The sequence below is a fragment of the Ruegeria sp. BHSB172 genome, assembly GCF_059613165.1.
Genome location: NZ_JBXWRZ010000046.1, coordinates 1 through 26,394, shown reverse-complemented (window position 1 = coordinate 26,394; position 26,394 = coordinate 1). Strand labels below are relative to the sequence as shown.

Sequence of the window (26,394 nt, the reverse complement as noted above, 5' to 3'; positions counted from 1 at the left end):
GAGAAATGGGCGCGCTCGAAAAACAACAGACGGGCAGGTGGCTTAACAACCGAGTCGAAAATTCACACCTTCCTTTTCGACGGCGCGAACGCGCCATGCAACGTTTCAGGCGCATGCGAAGTTTACAGAAGTTCGACGCCGTCCATTCCTCCGTCTACAACCACTTCAACCAAGAAAGATCGCTCACCAGCAGAGACTCCTTCAAGCTGAACCGGGCCGCTGCTCTTAGCGAGTGGCGTGAACTTAGTTCCGGATAGGTTCGCGGTTTCCGTGGCAAACTGAGACTGGTTCGCATTCGTCTGACAGCACCACCTGATGATCTCAATCACGAAATTTGCCTGTCCTATGGTGAGGAGGAGTCTCCGGTGACCCTCCCCCACTGAAGCGCCCATTCACCGCTGGTCGATCGATTCACACGAATAACGGCGATCTACTTTATCAATTTGTGCGCTCAGGAGCAGGTATTGTGATGTTGCCGGAATTTCATGTGGCACATGAGATCGCGTCAGGAGACGTTGTCTCGGTTCTGGAAGATTGGTCCCTGCCGCCTCTGTGGTTGTCCTTGTTTTATCCACCCTACGAGGCTTTGCCGCCACTGGTTGCGACGTTCACCGACTTCTTCGAGGCTTTCCTTCAGGATCACGAAGGGTTTGTGTTCTGACCCTTGAAGATCTGCCGAGTTGTGCTTGATCTCACACTTGGCATAGCCAGAATGCCCCGAACGGTCAGTCATCGCCAAAGCTGTTCTTGCCTCTGTTGGCTGATACGCCTCGAAAGGTTCTCGAACTGAGAGATGACAAATGCTTTGAACCGATTTGCAGCGGGATTGTTATTCGTCTCCTCTTTCGACAAGACACCAAGCATGCGGTCCGGGTGGCCGATCTCGAGTTTGAGTGCCGAAATCTGATTTTGCCCTGCCATCTCAAAGACAACGGAGTAGGGCAAAACCGTCAGGCTATCGGATCCGGCAAGAATGCTGACGACGGAAGCCAAAGAACCGCCAGAGAAGTTAATCTTGAAGTCTTTTGCGCCGATCTTTGACAGCGCGCGCTGCAAGTCGCGATAAAGTGGGCTGTCGGTAGGCGGCGCGATCCAAGAGTACCGCGAGATATCGGACAGGGTCACGGACTTCTTTCGAAGCAGCGGGTGGCCATTGCGACAGGCGATCACGTTTTGGCCCGGCAAGATGGGCTGAAAACGGAGGTTTTCTGGAACTTGTTGTTTTTGCAGCGGAACGATCGCAAGGTCGAGTGTTTCATTCCGCAACCGGTCAATGAGCGCGTCGGCGTAGCCATAGCTCTGCTCAAGGAACACATCTGGCATGTGTTGTTGAAAGCGGGCAATGATGGTGGCGATCACCCCATCCATGAAGACAGGTGTCCCGGCGACGCGGACAAACCCCGCATGCCCTGTTCGAAAACGATCAATGTCTTTCCCCGCCGCGCGAGTTGCTTCCAGGACTACACGTCCATGGGACGCGAGAGAGTGTCCCAGATCTGTAGGCTGCAGCGGTCTACGACCAGGCTGAAACAGCGGCGCGCCAATACGGCTTTCCAGTTGCGAGAGCGTGCGGGACACCGATGGCTGCGACTTGCCAAGCGCCTCCGCACCTTCGGTAAGTCCACCATTGTCGACAATGGATGCAAGTATCTCAAGATGGCGCGGGTCAATTTTCATAACTTGATGATATATAGCCTGCACGAGATTCAATCAAATTCGAAAAATACTTCTGCTAATCCGGACTCGTCAGGATGACGGGGGAGCGGACATGTCGTTTTTTCAACGTGAGTTTGTTGCAAACAGTGCGGCGGTTCGCGTCAGCTTTGGACCGGGTGTTCGCCGTGAGGTTGGAGCTGAGATCGCACGCCTTGGTGCAAAGCGCGCCTTGGTCCTGTCGACGCCGCACCAAGCAGATACGGCGTTGGCTTTTGCCAAGGAAGTAGGTCCGCGCGCAGCAGGCGTGTTTACGGGAGCCGCGATGCACACACCGGTGACCGTGACCGAGGATGCGATCAAACACGTGCAGGAGATCGACGCAGATTGCCTTGTGGCTATTGGCGGGGGGTCTACAACCGGACTTTCCAAAGCGATCGCGTATCGAACTGATCTGCCGCAGATCATCGTTCCCACGACCTATGCGGGATCGGAGGCGACGCCGATCCTAGGGCAAACAGAGAACAGCCTGAAGACCACTCTCAAAGATCCCAAAGTGCAGCCAGAAGTGATCCTATACGATGCCGAACTTGTGGCATCTTTGCCCGTTCCCATGACGGTGACCAGTGCGCTCAACGCCATCGCTCACGCAGCTGAGGGTCTTTACGCGGAAGACCGCAACCCAGTGTCCAGCGCATTGGCTGTTGAAGGCATGCGCGCCTTTGCGGCGGCACTTCCGAAAGTTATCGCGTCACCAGACGACCTCGATGCCCGAGGTGAAACACTTTATGGCGCATGGCTTTGCGGCACCGTTTTGGGGCAGGTCGGCATGGCGCTCCACCACAAGCTTTGTCATACGCTCGGCGGGACCTTCGATTTGCCGCATGCTGAAACCCACGCGATTATTTTGCCCCACGCGATCGCTTTCAATGCCGCCGCCGTGCCCGAGTTGCTGGCTCCTGTCGCAGAGATCTTTGATGCCGACGGGCCGGGAGAAGCCCTGAATATCTTCTCTGAAAAGATGGGCGCGCCGCGGCGTTTGTCCGACTTAGGTCTGGTGGAAGCAGACTTGGACAAAGCTGCCGAACTCGCCACGAAGAACGCTTACTGGAACCCGGCAGAGATCACACGAGGCGGAATTCGCGCGCTTCTGGACGCCGCGTTCCATGGCCGTCGACCAAATAACTGAACAAGAAAACGACTGGGAGGAACTGAAATGATCACACGCAGAAAGCTGCTCAAGACGACCGCCGCATCTGGTGTGGCGCTTGCGGCGGGCGGCTTAGCCACGCCTGCCATTACACAAGGTGCACGCATCAGGATTGGCTATGTCACCCCGCAGTCAGGCCCCTTGGCGGCCTTCGCAGAGGCCGACCAGTTCATTCTTGACGGCTTTTCGGCCACGGAGGCTGGGGCCAATTTCGAAGTCATCGTCAAGGATAGCCAGTCGAATCCCAACCGAGCTGCGGAGGTGGCGCAGGAACTAATCGTTGACGATGAAATTGACCTGATGCTCGTGGCATCGACGCCCGAGACGACCAACCCCGTTACAACTACCTGCGAGAATGAGGAAATCCCGTGTATCTCGACGGTGGCACCTTGGCAGCCGTGGTTTATCGGACAGCAAGGCAACCCCGGCGATCCGGGCAGTTGGCAACCGTTCAATTACGCGTATCACTTCTTCTGGGGGCTGGAAGATGTGATTGCGGTCTTCACAAACATGTGGGCGCAACTCGACACCAACAAATCCGTTGGTGGCCTCTTCCCGAACGACGGCGACGGCAATGCCTGGGGTGACCCGAATGTCGGTTTCCCGCCGGTGCTAGATGCACAGGGCTACACGCTGACCGATCCGGGTCGGTATCAAAACCTGACAGATGATTTCTCGGCACAGATAAATGCCTTCAAATCGGCGAGTGTGGAGATCGTAACCGGCGTTGTGATCCCGCCCGACTTCACCACTTTCTGGACCCAGGCCAAACAGCAGGGCTTTGCGCCCAAGGCCGCGTCGATTGGCAAAGCGATCCTGTTCCCTCAGGCCGTCGAAGCGCTCGGCAATGCTGGTCATAACCTCTCGTCCGAGGTTTGGTGGTCGCCGACGCATCCTTTTACCTCATCGCTGAACGGAATGAGCGCAGGCGACCTAGCAGAGGGCTTCACGTCGGCGACGGGGCGTCCCTGGACCCAGCCGATCGGCTTCGTGCATGCTCTCTTCGAAGTCGCAGCGGATGCAATGAGCCGTGTCAGCGACAGCAGAGATCCCGACGAGGTATCCGAGGCCATCGCCGCGACCGACTTGAACACCATTGTGGGACCCTTGGCCTGGAATGGTGCCGCTCTCCCGCCGTTTGCGGCGAAGAATGTCGCGAAAACGCCGCTGGTCGGGGGGCAGTGGCGCCTCAAGGATGGCGGTGGCTACGATCTTGTGATCGTGGACAACCAGACCGCACCCAACGTGCCGACAGGTGGCACGATGGAACCCATTACCTGAAACCGGAACAGCGCCCCGGGCGCGGCCCGGGGCGCTGTCCCCAAGAGAGGAACTTCGAGTGACGCTTGAGGTCAGGGAGGGCTTGTCCGTGTTGCGCCTTGAAAACGTGTCAAAGAGTTTCGGCTCTCTTAAAGTGACCGATGCGGTCAGCTTTGACGTGCCCGAGGGACAGGCACTCGGGATCATCGGACCGAACGGGGCGGGCAAGTCCACTTTGTTCAACCTGATAACCGGAAACCTCATATCGGACGCGGGCACCATTCATTTTGGTGGGCGAGACGTGACCCACGTGGCCCCGATGCACCGGTGCTTGAGCGGCGTTGGCCGATCGTTTCAGATCCCGCAACCGTTTGACAAAATGACAGTTTTCGAGAACCTCTTGGTGGCGGCGACACACGGGCGCAGCGCCTCCGAAGCGGCTGTTGCCAATGCCTGCGCCGATGTTTTGGACCGCACGGGCTTGATGCCCAAAGCCAATGAGCCGGCAGGGTCCCTCTCGCTCCTTGAGCGCAAACGGCTTGAATTGGCGCGGGCCATGGCCACCGGGCCAAAGCTGCTGCTGTTGGATGAAATCGCTGGCGGTTTGACCGATGCCGAGTGCAAGTCGCTGGTACAAACGATCCGCGACATTCATGCCGAAGGCGTCACCATCATCTGGATCGAGCACGTACTGCATGCGCTGACCCGTGTGGTTGAGCGGCTTCTGGTGCTCGATTTCGGACGTGTGATCGGCGTTGGCGATCCGGCTGAGATCATGGACAGCCGCGAAGTCAAAGAAATCTATCTGGGGATCGACGTCTGATGGCTCTTTTGGAAACCAAGGGATTGACGGCGCATTACGGGGACTTTCAGGCCCTCTTTGGTGTCGATATCCGGCTAGAGCGCGGCGAGACGGTCGCAATCATCGGTGCCAATGGCGCGGGGAAGACGACTTTGATGCGCTCGATCACAGGCGTGCTCAAGAACGCGCCGGAGCATGCCCTGCATAACGGAACGCAGATCGGTCATCTGCCGGCGGACACGATCATGAAGCGCGGCATTGCCATGGTGCCGGAAGGGCGCAAGCTGTTTCCGTCGCTGTCGGTCGAGGAGAATCTGATCATCGGCGCGCAGCACAAGGGCGGGCGCGATCTGGGGGACCGGATCGACAGTATCCTGTCGCGCTTCACCGGGGCACCCGATCCGATGGAGTTGGCCACGGGCCATGATGGGCAGGGCTATTGGACGCTCGAGACCATCTATGAGTTGTTCCCGATCTTGCGGGAAAGGCGCCATAACCCAGGGACGGCCTTATCAGGCGGTCAACAACAGATGGTCGCCATCGGACGCGCGTTAATGTCAAATCCCGACGTTCTGCTGTGTGACGAAATCAGCCTGGGACTTGCGCCGGTTGTCATCCGGGACATCTACGCGGCTCTTCCAAAAATCAAGGAAAGCGGTGCTAGCGTCATCGTCGTCGAACAGGACATCAGCCAAGCGCTGGCCGTTGCGGACCGGGTCTATTGCATGATGGAGGGTCGGGTGACCCTGGAGGGCAAGCCGTCCGAGATCAGCCGCGAAGACATTCAAGCCGCCTATTTCGGAGCCGTCGCATGATCTGGATTGACACAATTGTTCAGGGGATCATGCTTGGTGGGCTCTATGCGCTTTTTGCCGCCGGATTGAGCCTTGTTTTCGGGATCATGCGGCTGGTGAATCTGGCTCATGGCGATCTGATTATTCTGGGCGCTTACCTTATCCTCGTTTGCGTCACGGTCCTCGGTCTGAACCCCTTTCTGGCAATCGTCGTGGCCGCGCCGCTGATGTTCATTCTTGGCTGGATACTGCAAAAGCTGGTGCTGAACAGGACACTGGGCGATGATATTCTGCCACCGCTCTTGGTGACATTCGGCCTTTCGATCGTAATCCAGAACGGGCTGCTCGAAGGCTTTTCCGCAGACAGCCAACGCATTTCGGCCGGTGCCCTGGAGACGGCATCGGTCAGTGTCGGTCCAATCAGCATGGGCGTGCTTCCGCTAATGACTTTCGGATCGGCGATCGCGGTGATCCTTGCGCTCAACCATATCTTTTTCCGCACGGCGATCGGGCGTGCCTTCCGGGCGACCTCGGACGATGCGATCACAGCGAGCCTGATGGGGATCAAGCCGGAACGGGTTTTCGCAACTGCGACGGGGCTCGCCCTAGTCGTGGCTGCCATCGCTGCGCTCTACCTTGGCGTCCGGGCTAATTTCGATCCCTCCATTGGTCCCGCGCGTCTCATTTATGCCTTCGAGGCTGTGATCATTGGCGGTCTCGGCAGCCTTTGGGGCACTTTGGTGGGTGGCATTATCATCGGCGTCGCGCAGACCGTAGGGGCCGCGATCAATCCAGAATGGCAGATCCTGGCGGGTCATGTTGCCTTCCTCGTCGTTCTTCTCATCCGCCCGCGCGGGCTCTTTCCGAGGGCGAACTGATCATGGCTGCCACTTATTCCATTTCGACGCGGACCCCGGCGTCCGGCATCGCAGCAATCGCCGCATTTATATTGCTGATCGCCTTGATCGCAGCGCCGGCCTTTGCGTCTCGCGGCATGATACAGGACCTGTTCTTTATCCTGACCATGCTGACACTGGCCCAATACTGGAACCTGCTGGCAGGCTACGGCGGATTGGTATCGGTCGGTCAGCAAGCCTTCGTGGGCATGGGTGCCTATGCGCTTTACGGTGCGGTCATCCTGGGTGGCATGGACCCGATCTTGTCTATCCTGCTCGCCGGTGGGGCGGCTCTCTTGTTGGCCATTCCCACCGCATTCTTCGCGTTCCGTCTACAAGGGGCTTATTTCGCGATTGGCACTTGGGTGATTGCGGAGGTGGCGCGCCTTTCAGTGGCGCAATGGCAAGCGGTCGGCGGAGGGACGGGCACGTCGTTGCCGCGCGACGCCCTGCGTGACTTGGCTATAGTGGACGGCATTCGCGCGGTCTTTGACGTGCGCGCCAGTGCGGCGCGTGACATCCTGGCGTACTGGTTGGCCCTTGCACTGGCCGTAGCGACCATTGCTGGCATCTACTGGCTTCTCAGGACGAAGCGTGGCCTCGCGCTGGCGGCGGTACGTGACAATACCGAAGCCGCCAAATCGGTGGGTGTCGATGCGGGGCGCATGAAGTGGCTGGTTTTTCTGACGTCCGCTTTTGGCACCGGGCTGGCAGGCGGATTGATCTATCTTCAGAAGGCGCGAATTTCACCTGACGCGGCTTTCAGCGTAACCGACTGGACCGCCTATGTAATTTTTATCGTCGTCATAGGCGGGATCGGGACAATCGAGGGCCCGATCCTTGGTGTGATGGTCTTCTTCCTGCTGCAAAGCCTGCTGGCGGACTATGGCAGCTGGTACCTGATGATCCTCGGCCTGATCGGGATCGGCGTGATGCTCTTTGCGCCACGCGGGCTTTGGGGACTGATCTCCGAGCGCACAGGCCTGCAACTTTTTCCAATACGTCGCCGCTTGGTTGGCGGTTCAACACCAACGATGGAGGGCTAAATCATGGCCGACTTTGAAACTGACGTTCTCATCATCGGCACGGGTCCGGCAGGGTCGGCGACAGCTGCGCTCTTGTCGAGCTACGGTGTCGAGAACATGGCCGTGAACCGCTATCGCTGGCTGGCCAACACACCCCGCGCCCACATCACCAATCAAAGATGCATGGAGGTGTTACGCGATCTGGGACACGAGGTCGAAGAAGAGGCCTACATGCACGGCGCGCACCAGGACCTGATGGGGGAGAACGTGTTTTGCGAAAGTCTCGCTGGGGAAGAGATCGGGCGGATGAAAAGCTGGGGCAAACATCCTTTGTCCCGTGCCGAGCATCAGCTCGCCTCCCCCTGTCACATGATCGACCTGCCACAGACGTTCATGGAGCCGATCCTGTTCGGGACCGCCTGTCGCCGCGGCACGCAAGCCCGGATGTCGGTGGAGTATCTGCGGCATGAGCAGGATGCCGAGGGTGTGACGGCCACCTGCCTGGATCGCCTTTCGGGCAAGGAATTCACGGTGCGCTCAAAGTACCTGGTGGGCGCGGATGGCGGCAACTCGCTTGTGGCCGAGCACGAGAGCCTGCCTTTTGAAGGGCAGATGGGCGTTGGCGGCTCGATGAACATCCTGTTCCGGGCGGACCTTTCGAAGTATGTCGCGCACCGCCCGTCCGTTCTCTACTGGGTTATGCAACCGGGCGCCGATGTCGGGGGCATCGGCATGGGTCTTGTCCGCATGGTCCGGCCCTGGAACGAATGGCTCATTGTCTGGGGTTACGACATCAACCTGCCGGCGCCTGAGGTCGACGAGGCCATGGCCACCGAGGTGGCGCGCCAGCTGGTCGGCGATCCCGAACTGGAGATCGAGTTGATCAGCGCCAACACCTGGACGGTCAACAACATGTACGCGACAAACATGCAAAAGGGCCGCGTGTTCATCATGGGCGATGCGGCGCACAGGCACCCGCCATCCAACGGGCTTGGGTCGAATACATCCATCCAGGACGGCTTCAATCTGGCCTGGAAACTTGCGGCGGTGCTGCAAGGGCAGGCGGGTCCGAGCTTGCTGGATAGTTATTCCGAAGAACGCGCGCCGGTCGCCAAGCAGATCGTGACGCGCGCCAACCAGTCCATCGCCGAGTTTGGCCCGATCTTCGAGGCGCTTGGCATGGCGGAAGGTGTGAAACCTGAAATCATGCAGGAAAACCTCGAGGCACGTTGCGAGACCACCCCTGAGGCAGAAAAGCAGCGCGAGGCGATCCGTGAGGCCATCGCATTCAAGAAATACGAATTCGACGCCCATGGCGTCGAGATGAATCAGCGTTACCGCTCATCTGCTGTCGAGACCGATGGTCAATTGGAACCGGCCTTCGAGTTGGATGCCGAATTGCACTATCAGCCCACCACATGGCCGGGCGCACGGATCCCGCATGTCTGGCTGTTCGATCACAAGACGGGGGACAAGCACTCGACCCTCGATCTCAGCGGTCGCGGCAAGTTCACACTGTTCACTGGGATTGGCGGCGAAGCCTGGGCAGAGGCGGCAAAGGCAATCGGTGCGGCGTTCGGGATGGATATCCGGGTGCATCTCGTTGGTCCGCGCCGAAAGATTGAAGACCTCACCGGTGATTGGGCCCGGGCCCGGGAGATATCCGATTCCGGCTGCATCCTCGTGCGCCCCGACCACCACGTTGCCTGGCGTGCCGAGAGCATGAGCGCCAAACCGGAAGACGACCTCAAACGGGTCCTGTCGAAAATTCTGGCGCGATAAGGGGGATCCTCTGATGGAAGCACATGAAAAAGGGTTCTTCACCGAAGCCGACAGCATAGAGGTCGTCACCGGACGCAATGCCAACGCGAAGAACGAACGGCTCAAGGACGTGATGGAAGTCATCACTCGGAAGCTGCACGAAGCGGTCAAGGAGATCGAGCCGACGCAGGAGGAATGGTTCAAGGCAATCATGTTTCTCACTGAAACCGGGCATATGTGCGACGAATGGCGCCAGGAGTTCATCCTGCTGAGCGACACGCTTGGCGTCTCGATGCTGGTGGATGCGATCAACTCCCGCCGCACGACCGGTGCTTCCGAGAATACGGTACTCGGTCCCTTTCACGTCCCGGATGCACCAGAATACGAGATGGGTACCAACATCTGTCTGGATCAAAAGGGTGAGGACATGGTTGTTCACGGCCGCATTCTCGACACTGATGGCAATCCCATTGCGGGGGCCAAGATCGATGTCTGGCAGACTAATGATGATGGGTTCTACGACGTCCAGCAAAAGGGCTTGCAGCCTGACTTCAATTTGCGGGGTGTCTTCCGGACCGGTGAGGATGGAAGCTATTGGTTTAAAGGGGTCAAACCCCGCTTTTATCCGATCCCCGATGACGGTCCGGTTGGCAAACTCCTTGGCCATTTGGGTCGTCACCCCAACCGTCCAGCGCACCTTCACTTCATCATCTCGGCCGAAGGTTATGACACCCTGACAACTCACATTTTCGATCCTGACGATCCCTACATCAATTCGGATGCCGTCTTTGGCGTAAAGGAGAGCTTGCTGGCGGACATCAAGCGTGTCGACGACCAAGACCGTGCCGCCGAAGTGGGGTTCGAGGGTGCCTATTGGGACATCGACTTTGATTTTGTTCTTGCGCGGGTGTGAGCCATGACAAAACCTTGCATAATTTGCGTTGCGATCACCGGCTCCCTGCCAACCAAGGCGAATAACCCTGCGGTTCCGATCACGGTGTCGGAGCAAGTCGAGAGTACGCACGCCGCCTTCGAGGCAGGGGCCACGATCTGCCATGCCCATGTGCGCAATGATGATGAAACCCCGTCTTCTGATCCCGACAAGTTCGCGCGCCTCAAGGAAGGCCTGGAAAAGCACTGCCCGGGGATGATCATCCAATTTTCAACGGGAGGTCGGTCGGGCGCTGGAAAGACACGTGGTGGAATGTTGCCGCTCAAGCCCGACATGGCGTCTCTGTCGGTTGGGTCGAACAACTTCCCGACGCGGGTTTACGAGAATCCGCCGGATCTCGTGGCGTGGCTGGCTTCCGAAATGAAGGTTCACGGCGTTAAGCCAGAGATTGAGGCCTTCGATCTCAGCCATATCCTGAAAGCCAAGGAAATGGCTGATCGCGGAGAGCTGGCGGGTACTCCCTACGTGCAGTTCGTCATGGGCGTGAAGAATGCCATGCCCGCAGACCGGGACGTCTTTGACTACTACGTCAAAACCGTCGGGCGGTTGTTTGGCCCGGATGCCCCTTGGTGCGCGGCCGGGATTGGGCGCCATCAGTACGAGCTGAACGACTGGGCGATCAGTGCAGGTGGTCATGCGCGGACGGGCCTGGAGGACAATGTCCGGATCGACCGGGACACTCTTGCACCGTCGAACGCGGCGCTGGTCTCGCGCACCGCCGAACTCTGCGCGCGGTACGACCGACCCGTCGCCACTCCGGCGCAGGCACGCGCCATTCTCGGTCTGCAAGCAGCTTGAGATAAGGGACAGCGGAATGAACGACAAAGTGCAGAAAGCCGATGAAGCCGCGCGCTCAGTGCTGTCAGAGCAAATCAGCTTGAGGCGGGCAGGGCGGTTTCGTAGCCTCGTCGGATGACCAAATCTGATCCATTTCGCTATCTCAAAACGAGCCGTGAGATAATCCGCTTGGCGGTGATGCTGCAGGTGCGGTTTCCGCTGTCGCTCCGCAATGTTGAAGACCTGCTTCATGAACGCGGCGTCGATGTGAGGCAGGAAGCTGTGAGATTTTGGTGGCACCGGTTCGGTCCGTTGTTCGCGTCCGAGATTAGAAAACGGCGGATTACGGGCATGAAATCCAGCAAGTGGCTCTGGCATCTGGACGAGATGTTCGTGAAGATCAACGGCGAGCGGCATTATCTATGGCGGGCTATCGATCATGAAGGCGAAATCCTGGAAAGCTTCGTCACAAAGACAGGTAACAAGAAAGCCGCGTAGAAATTCTTAAAGAAAACAATGCGCAAACACGGTCGACCTGAAGTCATCGTCACGGACCTGCTACGGTCGGACGGTGCGGCCCTGAAGGAGATTGGTGCAGGTGGCAGGCAGGAAACGGGCCGTTGGCTGAACAATCGAGCAGAGAATTCACATCTGCCTTTCCGACGACGAGAACGGGCGATGCTTCGCTTCCGGCACATGCGAAGTTTGCAGAAATTCGCCGCCGTCCACGCCTCAATTGACAACCTGTTCAATTTGGAAAGAAGCCTTCACCCACGACCCAATTTTAAACTCAACCGTGCCGCTGCTCTTTCTGAGTGGCGCAGTCTCGGCACGGCATAACGGGCAGTGTCGCTGTCGTTGTGGAGACTGGTTCGAATTCGTCTGGCAGCATCTTCAGACCGCCAGCACTCACTCAAAGGGCTGGAAGTGCTCGGCAAAGCGAGCAGCAACAACAACGGAGGCAAATGAAAATTGTGCCGAATTCGCATGTTTGAACCTAATTTTTCGTAAATCAACACTTTTTCCGCGCGTAGATTTCTCTACGCTCTCGTATGATAGACTTCTGGTTTTAAACAAAAAGGTAGTTGGGAACACCCATAGGTGCGAGTGTGTTCTCCTGAGCGGCGAAGCGATTTGAGGCTGCTTGGAAACGAAGAAAGGAGTGAAAAATGGGATTTGGTGAAGCCGTTAAAACGTGTTTCTCGAAATACTTCCAGTTCTCCGGTCGGGCTATACGCTCAGAATACTGGTGGTTCTTCTTGTTTGTGGTTCTCGTGAGTGCTGGTTTGGCTGTGTTGGATACGATCCTATTCGGGACCGACCCCGAAACAGGGCAGGGATCTCGGGTTCTGTCCTCTGTTTTCCAACTGGCCGTTCTCATACCTATGCTGGCCGCCGGTTGGAGAAGGCTGCATGATACAGGACGACCTGGCTGGTACTTGCTGCTGCCGATGGCGCTCAGCATTGCATCGCTATTTGTTATGCTGGGTGGGGTGGCGTTCTTCTCGGTATTGGAGCAAGGGACGGAAAACCCCGATGCATTGCGGGGACCCGCGGCAGTCTTGGGTGCGACCGGTATTGTTGTTGTCTCAATTCTTCAATTGGTTCTGTCCATCCTGATGATCTGGTGGCTGACGCGACCTTCCCAAGAAGGCGCAAACGACTACGGCGAACCTGCTTCCTGATCTGGTTGCCCAGGTAACGGGCCGGATCCCTGCTGAATGACTGCGCGAAACGTAACACCATGGAGAGAAAAATGAGGTTCAAAACGGTTTCCATTGGAGCGTTGATGATGGCAATGGCGACCACAGCATCGGCGGAGTGGTCGTTCAACTCCGGGCCTAATCCCAATGCGTTTATTCAGACCGGAAACATGACGCTGGAGCTTCAGTGTGACCGTATCCGTTTTGCTCCGGCTGGATATGAGGACAGCCAGGACATTGTGCAGAAGCAAGGGCTTTCCATTCGGTTTTTGAAGAACGGCACCACCGAAGTTGGGGCATTCCAGGTTGGCGCAGAAAACGCGGCTTTGCAGATCGTAGACAACTATCCCGTCGAGGTCAGTTTCAAGAGTCAGCAGGACTACGGTTTTGTATTGGACCAGCTTGCAGCCAATGCATCGGTTAACCTGTCTATGATTGATCAAGATATCAGCTATGGAATCTTTGACTTGAAAGGTTCCGGTGCTGCAATTCGGTCCCTTCGTTCCGTGTGCGACTCAGATACCAGCCAGGGGGGTTCCTACGAAGCACCCGAAGGCATCGTCTATTGTGGTGGCGGAGCGATAAAACGCCAGATCGAATATGTAATTCTGGACAATCCGGAGGGGGAGTGGGACGCGCGAGTAACAGTAAACGGCGAGTCGATCAGAGCCATGACGGCCTACAGTTACTTCGGAAACTCTGTGCCGCCCGCCGGATTTGTCGTCGCCCTGCTTGGGGAGGACAGGTCCGAGTTTCTGATTTTTAACGAAGGCTCGGCAAACTGGCTGGAATATGGGGACTACAAGTATGATCAGTGCAATTGATACCTCCTTCCAGCCAGCTTCCCAAATAGCGCGTCAGATGAAATGTTTGGTCGCCGGGATTGTGCTCGCTTCGGGCCTTGTTTGGGCCTCACCATCTGTCGCGGCTGATGTTTCGCAACTTCCGCCCGGTTTGCAGACGAAGGTTGATCTGGCGGCACAAGCCTGCGCGGAGTTCAATGACGGTCAGTTTGACATAGCTTGGGGCGCCGTTGAAAGGGTCGATCTCGACGGAGATCTACAACGCGACTGGGTTCTAAATGAGTCTGGTTTTGCGTGTTCGAGCGCCGCATCTCTTTATTGCGGAACTGGTGGATGCATGTCGCACTTCTTGATTGAAGAGGAAGTTCACTCCTTGCTCAATCGAGGCTGGACGGTCGTCGAATTCGGGCGTCAACGCATTGTCCTTGCAGATGTCCACGGAACCAATTGTGACGGAATAAACCCGACGCCTTGCGCAACAGCCAGTGTTTGGGATGGCGAAGCCAAGACTTGGCGCTCGTCTGCTGGCGATTGGGAGTAAAATGCATTTTGGACACCGCAAAAAAGCCTGAGAGCCTGTTTGTTCGATGGACACTGTCAGACAAATCAGCTTGAGACGGGCAGGGCGGGTTTGTAGCTTCCGTCAATGACTAAACGCTTTCCTTTCAAGTACTTTAAGACCAGCCCCGAGATAATCCGCCTGGCGGTCATGCTGTACGTTCGGTTTCTTCTTTCGTTGCGCAGCGTCGAGGATCTGCTGCATGAACGCGGCATCGACGTGAGCCACGAAGCTGTGCGGTTCTGGTGGCATCGGTTCGGGCCATTGTTCGCTGCCGAAATCCGGAAGCGCCGGATCGAGGGCATGTGTTCAAGCAAGTGGCGCTGGCATCTTGACGGGATGTTAGTGAAGATTAAAGGCGAAGGGCACTACCTTTGGCGGGCTGTAGATCATGAGGGCGAGGTTCGGGAAAGCTTCGTTTCGAAGAGGCGTGACAAAACGGCAGCGCTGAAATTTCTCAAGAAAGCAATGCTCAAGCACGGCCGACCCGAGACCATCGTTACCGATCGGCTCAGATCCTACGGCGCTGCCTTGAAGGAAATCGGTGCTGGCCTTCTCCAAAAAAACCGGTCGTTGGTTGAACAACCGTGCCGAGCATTCACACCTGCCCTTCCGACGGCGAGAGCGGGCGATGTCGCGCTTCCGGCGGATGCGAAGTTTGCAGAAATTCGCATCTGTCTACGCTTCGGTCTACAACCTGTTCAACTTGGAGCGCAGCCTCTACTCCAGAACAAATTTCAAGCTGAACCGCGCCGCCGCAATTGCCGAGTGGCGCTGTCTCTGTGCCGAATAAGAGGCAGCGATCCTGCCCTTGTAGAAACGAGTTAGAATTTGTCTGACACCACCCAAGACCAAATTTCAGGCTGACCCGCGCTGCTGCCCTCGCCGAGCGGCGCGGTCTCTGCGTTGAACAAGGAACAGCCATCCTGCCCTCGTAGATACGAGTTCGAATTGGTCTGGCAGCACCCCTCATGCGGCTTCATCAAGTTTGGTGGTTTCAGTTGATCCGATCAAGTTGGAATGAAGCGCCTTGATCGCATCTTCGACGGCATCCCGGGGCACGACGAACTGAATGTCGACATTGCGCGTTGTCTGGTGCGCGGCGATCACTTCGATGCCTGCGTCCTCCAGCGCCCGCAACCCGGCGCAGAAACAGCCAAGCCCACAAAGATCTCGCCCGATCGCCGAAACGATCGCGACGGAGCGGGCATTGACGTCGGCCGACGGGAAGGCGCGTTCCAAGTCGGTGATCACCCGCCGAACCGTCTTCAGCGAGGCTTCGACATAATGCGTGATCGTGTTGGCGTTCGAGGTTTTCGACGCAATGCGCACCTTGTGGCGTTTCAACGCCTCGAGTGCTGCGCTGTCATAGCCTTTGACGCCCACCATGTCCTGCTCGAATAGCTCCAGCGCCACAACGTCCAGGCCAGTGATGATTTCGACCGCCGGTTGCTGAGCCGGCTGGTCGTCGATCAGCGTGCCGGGATCGTCCGGGTCGAACGCGTTGGTGACGCGCAGGGCGACATTTGATTGGCGCAGGATCTTGGCGGCGTTGGGGTGGATGGCTTCCATCCCCATGTTCGACAACTGGTCGGCGACATCGTAGTTCGTGTGCCCCAGCTTGCGCACGGCGTCCGCCCCCACGAGGGCCGGGTCGGCCGAGGACAGGTGGAACTCCTTGTGGATGATCGCCTCGGTCGCCTTGGTCAGGGCCGCGATGTTCGAGAACGTGACCTCGGAATACCCCCGGTCATATTCGCGCATCAACCCTTCGCGGCACTGCGCGTAACCGGTGACGATGGGCAGTTCGCGGGTCAGGTCCACATCGGCCAGGGCGCGCGAAATCCGCTCTTCCAGCGAATATTCGGTTTCGTCGCGCCAGCCGCTGAGATCGACGAACCGCGCATTCACCCCGGCGCGCCGCAGCATCAGCGTGGTGACGAAGGCGGAATGCGCCTCGCCCAGCCCGGCCAGCAACTCGCGCACGATCATCATCTGGCTGGACAGGCGGAAATGTCCGTACGAGCACAGGCGCCGCAGGTCGAACAGGCAGCTGCGGGCGCCCTCAATACGGTCGCGCACGAAATCTTCGGCCAAGGCGCGGTCGCCTTGATTGTCCAGAACCGCGTTGTGGGCCTGGGACATCGCGTCGGCCACGCGGGTCAGCGCGCCCAGCCAGCCGTGATCGCTGTCGTCATTGGCAAACAGGGCGTAGACGCCCGGCTCGCCCGATTTTTTGTGTTCGAGCAGCATGTTAGTGATGCCGCCAAAGGCCGAGACCACAAGGACTCGGCGGTACAAGTCCGCGCCCTTGCGGTCGCCGATGATCAGCGTATCGCGCAGTTCGCGGACACGGCTCATCGATGTTCCGCCGATCTTCTCGACGGTGTGTTCAGGAAAAGTCACGGATGTTTCACCCGGCGCACGCCGGGGCCTCTTTAGGTGGATTCCAATGCGTAAGAGCCGTCTTCGCGGTGCACTTCCTTGCCGGTGACCGGCGGGTTGAATACGCAGGCCATGACCAACTCTTCGTCGGCGCGCAGGATGTGACGGTCATGTTTGTCCAGCGCATACATGACGCCAGGCCGGATGTGGTGGGTCTCGCCGGTAGCGACGTCCGTGATCGAGCCGGATCCCTGCATGCAATAGACGCTTTCAAAATGGTTCTTGTATTCGAACGTGTGCTCGGAGCCTTCCTCGAGAAAAGTGATGTGGAAGGAAAATCCCATCCCGTCCTGGGCCAGCAGCATCCGCACCGATGACCACTGCGCATCCGAGACGACCCGATCGGGGTCATTTTGGATGATGTCGTTGAAATCGCGTATAATCATGATCTTACTCCGCCGCCATTTTCTTGGTTTCCATCGCGTCCCGCGTGGCATCCAGCAGGATCGTAAGCCCGCGCCGGAAGGTCTCGTCGGGGGTTGTCAGCGGTGCCAGCACCTTGACCACCTGATCTTCGCTGCCCGAAGTTTCAATTATCAGGCCACGGTCGAACGCGCGGCTGCAGATATCGGCCGCCAGATCGCCGGACTGGACATCGACGCCCTGCATCATGCCGCGCCCCTTGAGCCGGGCGCCCGGCACCAGCGCGGCCACTTCGGCCAGGGCCGAGGTCAGGATCCGCGCCTTGGCGTCGGTCTGTTTGCGGAACGTGTCATCCGACCAGAATTTCTCGATCGCCACGCGGGCGGTGACGAAGGCATGGGTGTTTCCACGGAACGTGCCGTTGTGTTCGGCCGGGCCGAACAGGTCGTATTCCGGTCGCACCAGCATCAGGGCCATCGGCAGGCCAAAGCCCGACACCGATTTTGCCAGCGTCACGATATCGGGGGTGATACCCATGTCCTCGAACGAGAAGAACCCGCCGGTCCGGCCGCAGCCGGCCTGGATATCGTCGATGATCAGCAAGGCACCATGTTCCCGGGCCAGCGCCGCCACGCGTTTCACCCATTCCGGGCTGGCCGCGTTCAGACCGCCTTCGCCCTGAACGGTTTCCAGCAGAATGGCCGCCGGGGCGTCGATCCCGCTGGAGCTGTCTTTCAGCATGGCCTCGAGGAAATCGGCGGCATCGTGATCGCCCGGAAAAAATCCGTCATAGGGCATCCGGGTCACGCCGTTCAGCGTGGTGCCTGCGCCTTCGCGGTGATACGCGTTTCCGGTGGTGGCCAAGGCGCCCATCGTCACGCCGTGAAAGCCGTTGGTGAATGCGATGATATTGTTCCGGTCCGTCGCCTTGCGCGCCAGTTTCAACGCCGCCTCAACCGCGTTTGCGCCGGTCGGGCCGGTGAACATCACCTTGTGATCCATGCCGCGCGGCTTGAGGATATGGCGCTCGAACGCCTCCAGAAACTCGGCCTTGGCATCGGTGTGCAGGTCCAAGCCGTGGGCCAGACCGTCCGAGGTGATGTGTTCGATCAGCGCGACCTTCATATCGGTGTCGTTGTGGCCGTAGTTCAGTGACGAACAGCCGGACAGAAAATCGATATAGGTTTTGCCCTCGGCGTCGGTCAGTTCGGACCCCTGCGCCCGGGTAAAGATGGTGTCAAAGCTGCGGCAATAGCTGCGCGCCTTGGATTCACGACGTTTGAATACAGTTGCTTCGGCTGACGTATCAGTCGGCATATCAAGTCCTTTTGGGATTGGAAGGGGATAAAGGGGCAGGCGCCACATCTGGTCGCGCCCCGGTCAGGCCGCCAGTTTCGCGGCCTGAGGCAGGTCGATCGTGATCATGAATTCGGTGCTGTGACGATCTTTGAAATGCTGGGCCTGAGTGAAATAGGGCTGGCTTTTCAGGATCGCATCGCGGGATTTCGAGAACTTGCGGAACAGCGCCCACGAGGCCGCGTTGTCGCGGGTGATGGTGGTCTGCAGGCTGGTCACATCGCGGCAGGCATCGCGCTGCAGCAGTGCGCTCAGCATCACCGTGCCCAAACCGAGTCCGCGCGCCCTTTCGGCCACGGCGACCTGCCAGACGAACACAGTTTCGAGGTCGTAGGGCAGGATATAAGCGGACACCCAGCCGACGATCTCACCGTCCAGCTCGGCCACCACGCATGTGTCCTTGAAGTGTTCGCATTGAAGCAGGTTGCAGTACATCGAGTTCTCATCGAGCGGCTTGCACGCCCGCACCAGTTCCCAGATGGCCACGCCGTCTTCGGCGGCGGGCTGACGGATCTGAGGGGTTGGCTTCTTGAACAACTCTCTTGCGTGCTTCATGGATCTCACTGCCTTTCTATTACTTTGAAAAGCTAAGTAACAGTGCGCATCGCGAAATTCAACCCCGCCTTAAATTTTTAAAATTATGGCAAAAAAGCAGAAGTTCTTTAGCTAACATCAGGTCGAGTGGCGAAATGTGTTTCGACCTTCGAATAAAAATTGCTCAGGCCGGATATTGAATATTCATGCCGGCTCTGCCAGTAATCAGTGATGGACCGTATCGATGCCAGCCTTGTTGCCTTGCGCCGCATTCTGCGCGCCACCGACCTGTTCGGGCGGGAACTGGCCCAATCCGTGGGGCTGACCGCCGCCCAGTTCCGGGTTCTGCAGATCGTGGCCGAGACCGGCCAATGCACGGCTACCGCCATCTCGCAGCGCATGCGCATTTCGCAAGCGACCGTGACCTCGCTGGTCGACAAGCTGGTCCGTCATGACATGGTGAAGCGAGTAAAGTCGCAGACCGACCGGCGGCAGACCAACATCGTGATTACCGATAAGGGCAAGCAGGCAATCGCTCAGGCACCGGACCCGCTGCAGCAACGGTTCGTGAGAAAGTTCGACGCCCTAGAGGATTGGGAGCAAGCCGCATTGATCGCCGCGCTTGAACGTGTCGCTGCGATGTTGGATGCCGAGGATATAGACGCGGCGCCCGTTCTGGACACCGGTGAATCGCTGACTTTATCATAGCGCCAGACTGTCAAATGCACCCGACGCGTGGAGCCTGAACTCCGGTTCGGCGCACGGCTTTCGGTGCCGACAGCAACGTCGTCAGTCGGCCCCACCTGTCGCGAAGGCCTGATTTACCTTTTCCAAAAGCTCCAGACATTTCGACAACTGATCGACGGAAAGAAACTCATCCGCCTTGTGGGCCTGCTCGATGCTGCCGGGGCCGCAGACCACCACGTCCATTCCAAGCTGTTGAAAGATTCCGGCTTCGGTACCGAAGGGCACAAGATCTGCCGAATTGGCTCCGGTCAGCCTTGACAAGAGGCGCCTCGCCTCGTTGCCCTCAACCGGGACCAACCCGGCAACCTCGCCGATGATGTCGGTTTCGATGCGGGCTTCCGGGTACACCGCCCGCATGGCAGGCAGCAGCGTATCGTTGCAGTACTCGGCCATCGCCTGTTTGACGAAATCCGCATCCGAGGGCTGAACCGGCCGCACTTCCCACGCGACCTGCGCCTTTGGCGGGATGACATTGTGCGTGCTGCCACCATGCAGCGCGCCGACATTCAATGTCGTCCAGGGCGGATCAAAGCGACTGTCTTCAGGCGCCATGGATTTCAGTTGCTCGCGCAACTCCAGAAGTCGCGCCACATAGCGCACGACATATTCCACGGCATTCACGCCAAGATCCGGGGCCGATCCGTGCCCTTCGAGCCCCTGAAACCGGGTCGTGTATTCGAAGCAGCCCTTGTGGCCTTCGATCACTCGCATCATCGTCGGCTCACCGATGATGGCCATCGCTGGTCGCCGTCCACGCCTGGCCAGAAGGCGCGCCAGGTGCTGCGCGTCGACGCAGCCGGTTTCCTCGTCGTAGGTAAAGGCAAAGTGGATCGGCGCCTTGCGGGGCGTCTGGGCGAATTGCGGCGCCATGGCAAGGGTTGCAGCGACGAAACCCTTCATGTCACAGGTTCCGCGCCCGTACAGACGCCCATCGCGTTCAACCAGTTGAAACGGGTCCGAAGACCACTCCTAGTCTGTGACGGGAACCACATCGCAGTGTCCGGACATGACCAGCCCGCCATCGACATCCGGGCCAAGCGTGGCGAACAGATTGGCCTTCAGGCCGGTGGGGTCGTGAAAGATCTCAACCTGCGCACCGCACCCGTCCAGATAATCCGCGATGTATCCGATCATCGCCAGATTGCTGTCGACCGAAACCGAGGGAAAGGCGATCAGGTCGCTCAGAATGCGCTTGGTTTCTTCAAGCATGGATCAGGTCTTTACGAATAGCTTGCGGTCGATGCTGCACAGCGGTTCAGCCGCGCCGGTGTCCCGGATCAGGATGGTTTCGGTTGTCTCCAACCCCCAACTCTCCATCCAGAGCGCCGGCATGAAATGGAACACCATGCCCGGCTCCAGAACCGTTTCATCCTCGCTGCGGATCGAAGCCGTGCGTTCGCCCCAGTCGGGCGGGTAGCTGAGGCCGACGGGATAGCCCATGCGCCCCGACCGTTCGATTCCGTGTTTTTCCAGAACGCTCATGAAGGCATTGGCGATGTCACAGGTGCGGTTTCCCGCGCGCGCGGCCTCCAAGCCTGCGGCGACACCTTCAAGCTGCGCTTCTTCGGCGCGCAGCATGTCATCGGATGGCTGGCCCAGAAACACCGTTCGCGACAGCGGTGCGTGATAGCGGCGGTAGCACCCCGAGAGTTCGAAAAAGGTTGCCTCGCCCTCGCGCATGGGGGCACCGTTCCAGGTCAGATGGGCAGCGGTTGCGTCAAGGCCGGATGGTGTCAGCGGAACGATGGCCGGATAGTCGCCCCAGTCGTCGCTGATCCCGGTGATGCCGGCATACATGATGTCGGCCACAAGGTCGTTCTTGCGCACGCCGGGTGCGGCGCGGTCGATCGCGGTTCGGACCACCTTGTCGGTGATCCGCGCCGCCTTGCGGATAAAGGCGATTTCATCGTCGGACTTGACCAGCCTTTGCCAGTTCACAAGCGCAGTGGCATCCCGAAACTCGGCGTCCGGCAACTCTGCGACCAGAACCGAATGCGCCTTGGCCGAGTAGTAGTAGTTCTCCATCTCGACGCCGATCCGGGCTTTGTCCAAACCGCGCGCTCTGAAATGTACCGCGAGATCCTGCATCGGGTGGACGTCGGTCGATTGAACGAAATGGTCGGCATATCCAAGGATGTTGTCATGCTGCATCCAGCAGGTGCGGCGCCCACCAATCATGTCCATGTAGCGCCCCCACCAGATCGGTTCGCCCTCCATCGTCAGAACTACGCCCTGATGGACATAGAAGGACCAGCCGTCATAGCCGGTCAGCCAGGCCTGGTTGGACGGATCGGTGACAAAGATTGCATCCAATCCCGCCCGCGCCATGGCGGCGCGGGTTTTGGCCAAGCGGCGCTGATATTCCGCTTGGCTGAATGGTGCGTTGGCATGCGACATGGACGCCTCCTCAACCCAAAACCGCTCGGACCGCGCGCGCGGTAGCTGCGACGATCCGGTCCGCCTCGTCCCGTGTCAGGCAGAAGGGTGGCGCAAAGCCCAGAATGTCACCCTGCGGCATGGCGCGGGCAATGATGCTGTCCTGCTCCAGCAATTTGGCGGCAATCTGGGGGCCGATCTTTGCATCAGCATCAAGGAAGGTACGGCTTGCCTTGTCGGCCACGAACTCGACCGCACACAGCATGCCCTCGCCGCGCACCTCGCCGACGTTGGGATGATCCCCCAACGCGTTCTTCATGGCCGCATTCAGGTATGCCCCCACGGTCCCGGCGTTTTCGACCAGACCGAGGTCATCCAGCAGCTTCAGGTTGGCAACCCCGGCCGCCGCGCCAATCGGATGGGCAGAGTAGGTCCAGCCGTGGCCGATCGGGCCGTTTTCGTCGGTGCCCTGTTCCAGAACTTTCCACATTTTTTCGGATACGATGGAACCCGATAGCGGTGCATAGGCCGAAGTCAGCCCTTTGGCGATCGTGATCAGATCCGGGCGCAGTCCGTAATGCTCGGAGCCGAACATTGTGCCCAGCCGGCCAAATCCGGTGACGACCTCATCGGCGACCAGCAGAATGTCGTGCTTTTCAAGCACCGCCTGAATGGCTTCCCAGTACCCGTCAGGAGGTGGAACGATCCCGCCCGTGCCCAGCACCGGCTCGCCGACAAAGGCAGCGATCGTGTCGGGGCGTTCGCGATCGATCAGCGCCTCCAGCTCGGCCACGCAATGGGCAACGAACCCGGCTTCGTCCTGCGCCGGGTCCGGGCGACGGAAATAGTAGGGCGCCTCGGTATGGATCACCTGGGCCAGTGGCAGGTCGAACTTGTTGTGGAACAGCTCAAGCCCCGTAAGCGAGCCGGTCATGAGACCCGACCCATGATAGCCTCTCCAACGCGAGATGATCTTCTTTTTCTCAGGCTGTCCGAGGATGTTGTTGTAGTACCAGATCAGCTTGATGTTGGTTTCATTGGCGTCCGAACCGGACAGGCCGAAATACACTTTCGACATATGCGCGGGCGCGCGGTCGAGGATCATTTTGGACAGGGTGATCGAGGCCTCGGTCCCGTGGCCGACATAGGCATGGTAATAGGCAAGCTCCTGAGCTTGATCGGCAATGGCCTCGGCAATCTCGGGTCTGCCATAGCCCACATTCACGCAATACAACCCGGCAAAGGCATCCAGCAGGCGGTTGCCGTCGCGGTCCTCGATATGGCAGCCGGTGCCGCCGGTCACCACCCGATGCGGCAGGTTGCCCCGTGCGAATTCCGCCAGATGCGTCGATGGGTGGAAAAAGTTCTCGCGGTCCCACTGTTCAAGTTGGTCATTGTGAAGCATGGCTTACCCTACGTGTTCAGGCGGCGCGCCGCCGGTTGTCATGAAAGGAGCCGTTTGCACGCATTGGACCGAAACGGTTCAACCTGAGCAGACTGGCTCCGCTCACCCGGACAGCAGCGCGCAATGCCTTTATTGCCAGGGCGACGCGATGGAAGCACGAAACAGCGCAAGCCGCAATTGAAATTGGCATCCCCTTCAGCGTCTGCTCGGTCGCCTTTGAGACGCCTCTTTCACCGCTGTAGTTCGAACCGGGATCTTGTCAGAGCAAATCGTTCTGAAAGCCTGATGTCGGTTCGGTTGTGGATCTCGGCGGCGCTATAGTAATCCTTTCTACTTGCAGAAAAATTATTGTGTCCTCCGGTTGCCCAAGAGGGTGGGCAAGGGGGGGCGGTTGCGGGTCGTCTGGCAATGCCTCAATCAGGACGATGGCACATTTCTTTTACCATGACTTGACACGACGGCCCTTGCAGACGTGCAAGCCGATGAAGCCCGGCGTCACATTACCTATTGCGGAGGCGGAGTCTTCGCCACTGTTGATGCTTTCGGACTGTTTCAATTGGGGCACGACCATGTGGCTGTCTATGAGAACTCGATGAGCGAATGGGGCCCGACGAAAATCTGCCGATGGAGACAGGTCAACACCGTGCAATGCCGTGATGTTCCTGATAGGTGACGCCATCCCCAACTCCGCGACAGCCGTTGTCTCGGACCGGTCAGGATACATTCAGCACATCGATGTCGGAATGCTGGAAGAATGTGCCGCTGCCAAGAATGGCCGTGTCTAGGTCATGGTGCTCCCGGGCACATACGTTTCTGAAAACCAGGCACTGGCTAGCACTTCCGGCAAGCTGGATGAGGAACGGGTAAAGAATGCTTTTCTGGTCGGAGAAGAGCGCAGCTTCGATCAGGACCCGCGTTTCAGTCTCCAGGTCCTTTCGGAAATTGCCCAACGGGCGCTGTCACCAGGGATCAACGATCCGACGACCGCAATTTCCATCATGGGACGGCTGCTGCGGTTGTTGTTGCCCTTGACCTCCGAAACATCCTCGCCAGGAAATTGAGTTGCACTCACGTTGGCGTTCCGCCGATCGCGGCAGCGAGTTTGTTGAAAGACGCATTCGACGCCATCGCACTGAATGCCGGCGACAAGTTCGAAGTTCATCTGTTCCAGCAATCGGCTTTGTGCCGACTGGCGCATAGCCAAGACACCGAAGTGGCAGTGGCTGCCCGCGTGGCATCTGCTCGCGCACTGGCCTTCTCGGATCGTGACTTGGCATTTATCGTGACTTGGCATTTAAAGAAGACCGGGACCGCGTTCTTGCCGCGGCCCCGGATATGGCTTCGAGGATTAGCTCCAATCGTTGAACGCCTGAACCGTTCCGGCTCTATCAGAAGCGGGTTGCCGCCTTCTGGATCGCCTCTTGAATTTCTTTCCATGCCTTCTCTGATCCGAGCCGGACATCATCCCAAGCGTTGTCGCTGGATTTTTGAACCTTGTCGATTTGCTCTTTCGCCTCGCCACGCTTGCTGCGGATCTTCTTCAATTGATCCTCGTATTCCATCTTGGCGTCGGCCTCTGCCTTCTTCCAGCGCGCCTCGAGTTCCTCGATCTGCGCATCCCAACGGTCCAGTTGTGCTTTTGCTGCTTGAATGAATTCTTTGCGTGTGGTCATCGCTTTGTCCTTCACCTGTAAGAAAAACTTTACACTTACTTCTTTTAGGCAGTCGCGATGGCCTTCAGCATCCATACCGCCTCTTCGTGTTTTGCCATTCTAGTGTTCATGAGATCTTCCGTGGCCCCGTCGCCGTGACGTGATGCAAGAGCAGCAGTCTCTCTCAACCTGCGCGCCAGCGACTCATTATCGTAGATCAACTGTTCCATCATGCCATGCGCGTCCCTGATCGTTTCTTCTTCGGTCAAATGCGCTTGGCTGACCATGTCTGTGACGGACAAGGGAGCGATCTGACCCAGGGCTCGAATACGCTCGGCCAATGCGTCGATGGCCTCGAACAAGTCGCGGTACAGTCTCTCGGTCAATTCGTGGATCGGTACGAACAAGGGGCCGACCACGTTCCAATGGTACCCTTGCGTCTTTATCATCAACAGAACGCTGTCACACAGAACCTCGGTGACTGCGTTTGATATCCACTCATTCTTGTCGATACCGGTATCATGCATTTCGTTCTGGGGTTCGGTTTTCAGAACTTGCTGTGTCATTCTTTTCCCTTTCCCTATTTCGGTCATTCACGACAACTAGGGTTGCGATAGAGAAAAATCAAATAAAAACATATATTTAAGGTATGTATTTTGTGCTTCTTGTGTTTGTTGCTGATCTAGATTGACTAGCGCTGGAGGCGGGAATTTACCTAAAAGCTGATGTCAAGGAGGTTCATTGCCTTACGTATGTGGAGTAAGTGATGTGATACATAAGCGAGCGAGGAACGATGCCCAATCAAGATCGACCACCGAAGCGCACCGAAAAGCTGCAGCTGATGCTGGATGTTGAAGAGCTGAAGGTCATTGATGACTGGCGATTTGAAAACCGACTTCCATCGCGCGCAGCTGCCATTCGCGAGCTGATCCGAAGAGGACTGAACACGGATGAATTCGAAGAGCCGCCGACGGAGATTCCTTCAGGCGAATTTCGCGTTGTCGACGATTCCGATTGACCTGTCAGTGGTGGTAGAGGGGCATTTTCAGAGGACTTGTCAGAGGGATTCAGGTTGAGGCAGGCAGGGCGGTTGCGTGGCCTCGCGACATGATCAGAAGTGCTGTCAAAGGAAACCGGCTTGGGGGGGAAGGCGATTTTGTAGCGTCCAGCCATGACCAAACGCTCGCCATTTCGCTGTTTCAAGATCTAGCCCGAGATCATCTGCCTTGCAGTGATGCTGTACATTCGTTTCCCGCTCTCGCTTCGGAATGTCGAAGATTTGTTGCACGAGCGAGGCATCGACGTGAGCCACGAAACTGTC

26 protein-coding genes and 4 pseudogenes are annotated in these 26,394 nt (G+C 58.1%); 20 read left to right on the top strand and 10 right to left on the bottom strand.

Annotation, left to right across the window (positions count from 1 at the left end):
• The coding region (locus AC2FM3_RS15575; RefSeq protein ID WP_496683523.1) for a DDE-type integrase/transposase/recombinase at window positions 1-257 on the top strand (257 nt) is incomplete at its 5' end.
• Between the two features lie 122 nt (window positions 258-379).
• Window positions 380-661 (top strand): LysR substrate-binding domain-containing protein, encoded by a 282-nt coding sequence (locus AC2FM3_RS15570; protein ID WP_496683526.1) that lies wholly within the window; start codon window positions 380-382, stop codon window positions 659-661.
• Between the two features lie 68 nt (window positions 662-729).
• Here the strand turns inward: AC2FM3_RS15570 and AC2FM3_RS15565 are convergent, their stop codons facing one another.
• Window positions 730-1,677: a LysR family transcriptional regulator gene (locus tag AC2FM3_RS15565; RefSeq protein WP_496683520.1), complete on the bottom strand. Its 948-nt coding sequence runs from the start codon at window positions 1,675-1,677 to the stop codon at window positions 730-732.
• A 91-nt stretch (window positions 1,678-1,768) separates the two neighbouring features.
• On the opposite strand from AC2FM3_RS15565, the gene AC2FM3_RS15560 reads away from it, so the two are divergent.
• The 14 genes and pseudogenes from AC2FM3_RS15560 to AC2FM3_RS15495 all read left to right on the top strand — a co-directional run bounded on the left by AC2FM3_RS15560 (window position 1,769) and on the right by AC2FM3_RS15495 (window position 14,988).
• Window positions 1,769-2,842 carry a maleylacetate reductase gene (locus AC2FM3_RS15560; RefSeq protein ID WP_496683518.1) on the top strand — a complete coding sequence of 358 codons (1,074 nt, stop codon included), beginning with the start codon at window positions 1,769-1,771 and terminating at the stop codon, window positions 2,840-2,842.
• Between the two features lie 27 nt (window positions 2,843-2,869).
• Window positions 2,870-4,144 (top strand): ABC transporter substrate-binding protein, encoded by a 1,275-nt coding sequence (locus tag AC2FM3_RS15555; RefSeq protein ID WP_496683515.1) that lies wholly within the window; start codon window positions 2,870-2,872, stop codon window positions 4,142-4,144.
• Window positions 4,145-4,202: 58 nt separating this feature from the next.
• Window positions 4,203-4,946 (top strand): ABC transporter ATP-binding protein, encoded by a 744-nt coding sequence (locus AC2FM3_RS15550; RefSeq protein ID WP_496683513.1) that lies wholly within the window; start codon window positions 4,203-4,205, stop codon window positions 4,944-4,946.
• Complete coding sequence (locus AC2FM3_RS15545; RefSeq protein WP_496683511.1) at window positions 4,946-5,740, top strand: ABC transporter ATP-binding protein; 795 nt, start codon at window positions 4,946-4,948, stop codon at window positions 5,738-5,740. Before AC2FM3_RS15550 ends, AC2FM3_RS15545 begins: the two co-directional genes overlap by 1 nt.
• Window positions 5,737-6,597, top strand: coding sequence for a branched-chain amino acid ABC transporter permease (locus tag AC2FM3_RS15540; RefSeq protein WP_496683509.1), 861 nt, complete (start codon window positions 5,737-5,739; stop codon window positions 6,595-6,597). Before AC2FM3_RS15545 ends, AC2FM3_RS15540 begins: the two co-directional genes overlap by 4 nt.
• Window positions 6,598-6,599: 2 nt before the next feature.
• On the top strand, window positions 6,600-7,661 hold the full coding sequence (locus tag AC2FM3_RS15535; RefSeq protein WP_496683508.1) for a branched-chain amino acid ABC transporter permease: 1,062 nt from the start codon (window positions 6,600-6,602) through the stop codon (window positions 7,659-7,661).
• Between the two features lie 3 nt (window positions 7,662-7,664).
• Window positions 7,665-9,422: an FAD-dependent oxidoreductase gene (locus AC2FM3_RS15530; protein WP_496683506.1), complete on the top strand. Its 1,758-nt coding sequence runs from the start codon at window positions 7,665-7,667 to the stop codon at window positions 9,420-9,422.
• A gap of 13 nt (window positions 9,423-9,435) precedes the next feature.
• The gene (locus tag AC2FM3_RS15525) at window positions 9,436-10,314 is read left to right on the top strand and encodes an intradiol ring-cleavage dioxygenase (protein WP_496683505.1); all 879 of its coding nucleotides are present in this window, start codon (window positions 9,436-9,438) and stop codon (window positions 10,312-10,314) included.
• A gap of 3 nt (window positions 10,315-10,317) precedes the next feature.
• A complete protein-coding gene (locus AC2FM3_RS15520) occupies window positions 10,318-11,151 on the top strand; it encodes a 3-oxoadipate:acetyl-CoA acetyltransferase (protein ID WP_496683503.1) in 834 nt (277 codons plus the stop codon).
• 114 nt (window positions 11,152-11,265) lie between these two features.
• Window positions 11,266-11,970: pseudogene (locus tag AC2FM3_RS15515) on the top strand (IS6 family transposase).
• Window positions 11,971-12,299: 329 nt separating this feature from the next.
• Window positions 12,300-12,815 carry a DUF805 domain-containing protein gene (locus AC2FM3_RS15510; RefSeq protein WP_496683501.1) on the top strand — a complete coding sequence of 172 codons (516 nt, stop codon included), beginning with the start codon at window positions 12,300-12,302 and terminating at the stop codon, window positions 12,813-12,815.
• 71 nt (window positions 12,816-12,886) lie between these two features.
• Window positions 12,887-13,657, top strand: coding sequence for a hypothetical protein (locus tag AC2FM3_RS15505; protein ID WP_496683499.1), 771 nt, complete (start codon window positions 12,887-12,889; stop codon window positions 13,655-13,657).
• Window positions 13,641-14,177 carry a hypothetical protein gene (locus tag AC2FM3_RS15500; protein ID WP_496683497.1) on the top strand — a complete coding sequence of 179 codons (537 nt, stop codon included), beginning with the start codon at window positions 13,641-13,643 and terminating at the stop codon, window positions 14,175-14,177. Before AC2FM3_RS15505 ends, AC2FM3_RS15500 begins: the two co-directional genes overlap by 17 nt.
• Before the next feature lie 105 nt (window positions 14,178-14,282).
• Window positions 14,283-14,988 (top strand): annotated as a pseudogene (locus AC2FM3_RS15495) (IS6 family transposase).
• Between the two features lie 176 nt (window positions 14,989-15,164).
• Here the strand turns inward: AC2FM3_RS15495 and AC2FM3_RS15490 are convergent.
• The 4 genes from AC2FM3_RS15490 to ectA form a co-directional block, all read right to left on the bottom strand.
• Window positions 15,165-16,601, bottom strand: a complete 1,437-nt coding sequence (locus AC2FM3_RS15490) for an aspartate kinase (RefSeq protein WP_496683495.1) — start codon at window positions 16,599-16,601, stop codon at window positions 15,165-15,167.
• A 32-nt stretch (window positions 16,602-16,633) separates the two neighbouring features.
• A complete protein-coding gene (locus tag AC2FM3_RS15485) occupies window positions 16,634-17,026 on the bottom strand; it encodes an ectoine synthase (protein WP_496683493.1) in 393 nt (130 codons plus the stop codon).
• 4 nt (window positions 17,027-17,030) lie between these two features.
• Window positions 17,031-18,320, bottom strand: coding sequence for a diaminobutyrate--2-oxoglutarate transaminase (ectB, locus tag AC2FM3_RS15480; protein ID WP_496683492.1), 1,290 nt, complete (start codon window positions 18,318-18,320; stop codon window positions 17,031-17,033).
• 63 nt (window positions 18,321-18,383) lie between these two features.
• Window positions 18,384-18,914, bottom strand: a complete 531-nt coding sequence (gene ectA, locus AC2FM3_RS15475; protein WP_496683490.1) for a diaminobutyrate acetyltransferase — start codon at window positions 18,912-18,914, stop codon at window positions 18,384-18,386.
• Window positions 18,915-19,124: 210 nt separating this feature from the next.
• On the opposite strand from ectA, the gene AC2FM3_RS15470 reads away from it, so the two are divergent.
• The gene (locus AC2FM3_RS15470; protein ID WP_496683488.1) at window positions 19,125-19,601 is read left to right on the top strand and encodes a MarR family winged helix-turn-helix transcriptional regulator; all 477 of its coding nucleotides are present in this window, start codon (window positions 19,125-19,127) and stop codon (window positions 19,599-19,601) included.
• An 81-nt stretch (window positions 19,602-19,682) separates the two neighbouring features.
• Here AC2FM3_RS15470 and argE read toward each other — a convergent pair.
• The 3 genes and pseudogenes from argE to AC2FM3_RS15455 form a co-directional block, all read right to left on the bottom strand.
• Window positions 19,683-20,849, bottom strand: a pseudogene (argE, locus tag AC2FM3_RS15465) (acetylornithine deacetylase).
• 3 nt (window positions 20,850-20,852) lie between these two features.
• Complete coding sequence (locus tag AC2FM3_RS15460; protein ID WP_496683486.1) at window positions 20,853-22,037, bottom strand: M24 family metallopeptidase; 1,185 nt, start codon at window positions 22,035-22,037, stop codon at window positions 20,853-20,855.
• 10 nt (window positions 22,038-22,047) lie between these two features.
• Complete coding sequence (locus AC2FM3_RS15455) at window positions 22,048-23,421, bottom strand: aspartate aminotransferase family protein (RefSeq protein ID WP_496683484.1); 1,374 nt, start codon at window positions 23,419-23,421, stop codon at window positions 22,048-22,050.
• Between the two features lie 788 nt (window positions 23,422-24,209).
• On the opposite strand from AC2FM3_RS15455, the gene AC2FM3_RS15450 reads away from it, so the two are divergent.
• Window positions 24,210-24,482 (top strand): DUF2254 family protein, encoded by a 273-nt coding sequence (locus tag AC2FM3_RS15450; protein WP_496683482.1) that lies wholly within the window; start codon window positions 24,210-24,212, stop codon window positions 24,480-24,482.
• A 327-nt stretch (window positions 24,483-24,809) separates the two neighbouring features.
• Here AC2FM3_RS15450 and AC2FM3_RS15445 read toward each other — a convergent pair whose 3' ends face one another.
• Both AC2FM3_RS15445 and AC2FM3_RS15440 read right to left on the bottom strand, forming a co-directional pair.
• Entirely contained in the window at window positions 24,810-25,094 is a 285-nt protein-coding gene (locus AC2FM3_RS15445) for a sll1863 family stress response protein (protein WP_496683480.1), read from the bottom strand.
• A gap of 44 nt (window positions 25,095-25,138) precedes the next feature.
• Complete coding sequence (locus tag AC2FM3_RS15440) at window positions 25,139-25,666, bottom strand: Dps family protein (RefSeq protein ID WP_496683479.1); 528 nt, start codon at window positions 25,664-25,666, stop codon at window positions 25,139-25,141.
• Window positions 25,667-25,866: 200 nt separating this feature from the next.
• On the opposite strand from AC2FM3_RS15440, the gene AC2FM3_RS15435 reads away from it, so the two are divergent.
• On the top strand, window positions 25,867-26,091 hold the full coding sequence (locus AC2FM3_RS15435) for a hypothetical protein (RefSeq protein WP_496683478.1): 225 nt from the start codon (window positions 25,867-25,869) through the stop codon (window positions 26,089-26,091).
• Window positions 26,092-26,289: 198 nt separating this feature from the next.
• A pseudogene (locus tag AC2FM3_RS15430) lies at window positions 26,290-26,394 on the top strand (IS6 family transposase); the annotation flags it as partial.

What these genes read in the sequence shown, in the direction of transcription:
- AC2FM3_RS15565 (WP_496683520.1), bottom strand. Translation starts at nt 1,677, where the DNA reads ATGAAAATTGACCCGCGCCATCTTGAGATACTTGCATCCATTGTCGAC.
- AC2FM3_RS15560 (WP_496683518.1), top strand. Translation starts at nt 1,769, where the DNA reads ATGTCGTTTTTTCAACGTGAGTTTGTTGCAAACAGTGCGGCGGTTCGC.
- AC2FM3_RS15555 (WP_496683515.1), top strand. Translation starts at nt 2,870, where the DNA reads ATGATCACACGCAGAAAGCTGCTCAAGACGACCGCCGCATCTGGTGTG.
- AC2FM3_RS15545 (WP_496683511.1), top strand. Translation starts at nt 4,946, where the DNA reads ATGGCTCTTTTGGAAACCAAGGGATTGACGGCGCATTACGGGGACTTT.
- AC2FM3_RS15540 (WP_496683509.1), top strand. Translation starts at nt 5,737, where the DNA reads ATGATCTGGATTGACACAATTGTTCAGGGGATCATGCTTGGTGGGCTC.
- AC2FM3_RS15535 (WP_496683508.1), top strand. Translation starts at nt 6,600, where the DNA reads ATGGCTGCCACTTATTCCATTTCGACGCGGACCCCGGCGTCCGGCATC.
- AC2FM3_RS15530 (WP_496683506.1), top strand. Translation starts at nt 7,665, where the DNA reads ATGGCCGACTTTGAAACTGACGTTCTCATCATCGGCACGGGTCCGGCA.
- AC2FM3_RS15525 (WP_496683505.1), top strand. Translation starts at nt 9,436, where the DNA reads ATGGAAGCACATGAAAAAGGGTTCTTCACCGAAGCCGACAGCATAGAG.
- AC2FM3_RS15520 (WP_496683503.1), top strand. Translation starts at nt 10,318, where the DNA reads ATGACAAAACCTTGCATAATTTGCGTTGCGATCACCGGCTCCCTGCCA.
- AC2FM3_RS15510 (WP_496683501.1), top strand. Translation starts at nt 12,300, where the DNA reads ATGGGATTTGGTGAAGCCGTTAAAACGTGTTTCTCGAAATACTTCCAG.
- AC2FM3_RS15505 (WP_496683499.1), top strand. Translation starts at nt 12,887, where the DNA reads ATGAGGTTCAAAACGGTTTCCATTGGAGCGTTGATGATGGCAATGGCG.
- AC2FM3_RS15500 (WP_496683497.1), top strand. Translation starts at nt 13,641, where the DNA reads ATGATCAGTGCAATTGATACCTCCTTCCAGCCAGCTTCCCAAATAGCG.
- AC2FM3_RS15485 (WP_496683493.1), bottom strand. Translation starts at nt 17,026, where the DNA reads ATGATTATACGCGATTTCAACGACATCATCCAAAATGACCCCGATCGG.
- ectB (WP_496683492.1), bottom strand. Translation starts at nt 18,320, where the DNA reads ATGCCGACTGATACGTCAGCCGAAGCAACTGTATTCAAACGTCGTGAA.
- ectA (WP_496683490.1), bottom strand. Translation starts at nt 18,914, where the DNA reads ATGAAGCACGCAAGAGAGTTGTTCAAGAAGCCAACCCCTCAGATCCGT.
- AC2FM3_RS15470 (WP_496683488.1), top strand. Translation starts at nt 19,125, where the DNA reads ATGGACCGTATCGATGCCAGCCTTGTTGCCTTGCGCCGCATTCTGCGC.
- AC2FM3_RS15460 (WP_496683486.1), bottom strand. Translation starts at nt 22,037, where the DNA reads ATGTCGCATGCCAACGCACCATTCAGCCAAGCGGAATATCAGCGCCGC.
- AC2FM3_RS15455 (WP_496683484.1), bottom strand. Translation starts at nt 23,421, where the DNA reads ATGCTTCACAATGACCAACTTGAACAGTGGGACCGCGAGAACTTTTTC.
- AC2FM3_RS15450 (WP_496683482.1), top strand. Translation starts at nt 24,210, where the DNA reads ATGGTGCTCCCGGGCACATACGTTTCTGAAAACCAGGCACTGGCTAGC.
- AC2FM3_RS15445 (WP_496683480.1), bottom strand. Translation starts at nt 25,094, where the DNA reads ATGACCACACGCAAAGAATTCATTCAAGCAGCAAAAGCACAACTGGAC.
- AC2FM3_RS15440 (WP_496683479.1), bottom strand. Translation starts at nt 25,666, where the DNA reads ATGACCGAAATAGGGAAAGGGAAAAGAATGACACAGCAAGTTCTGAAA.
- AC2FM3_RS15435 (WP_496683478.1), top strand. Translation starts at nt 25,867, where the DNA reads ATGCCCAATCAAGATCGACCACCGAAGCGCACCGAAAAGCTGCAGCTG.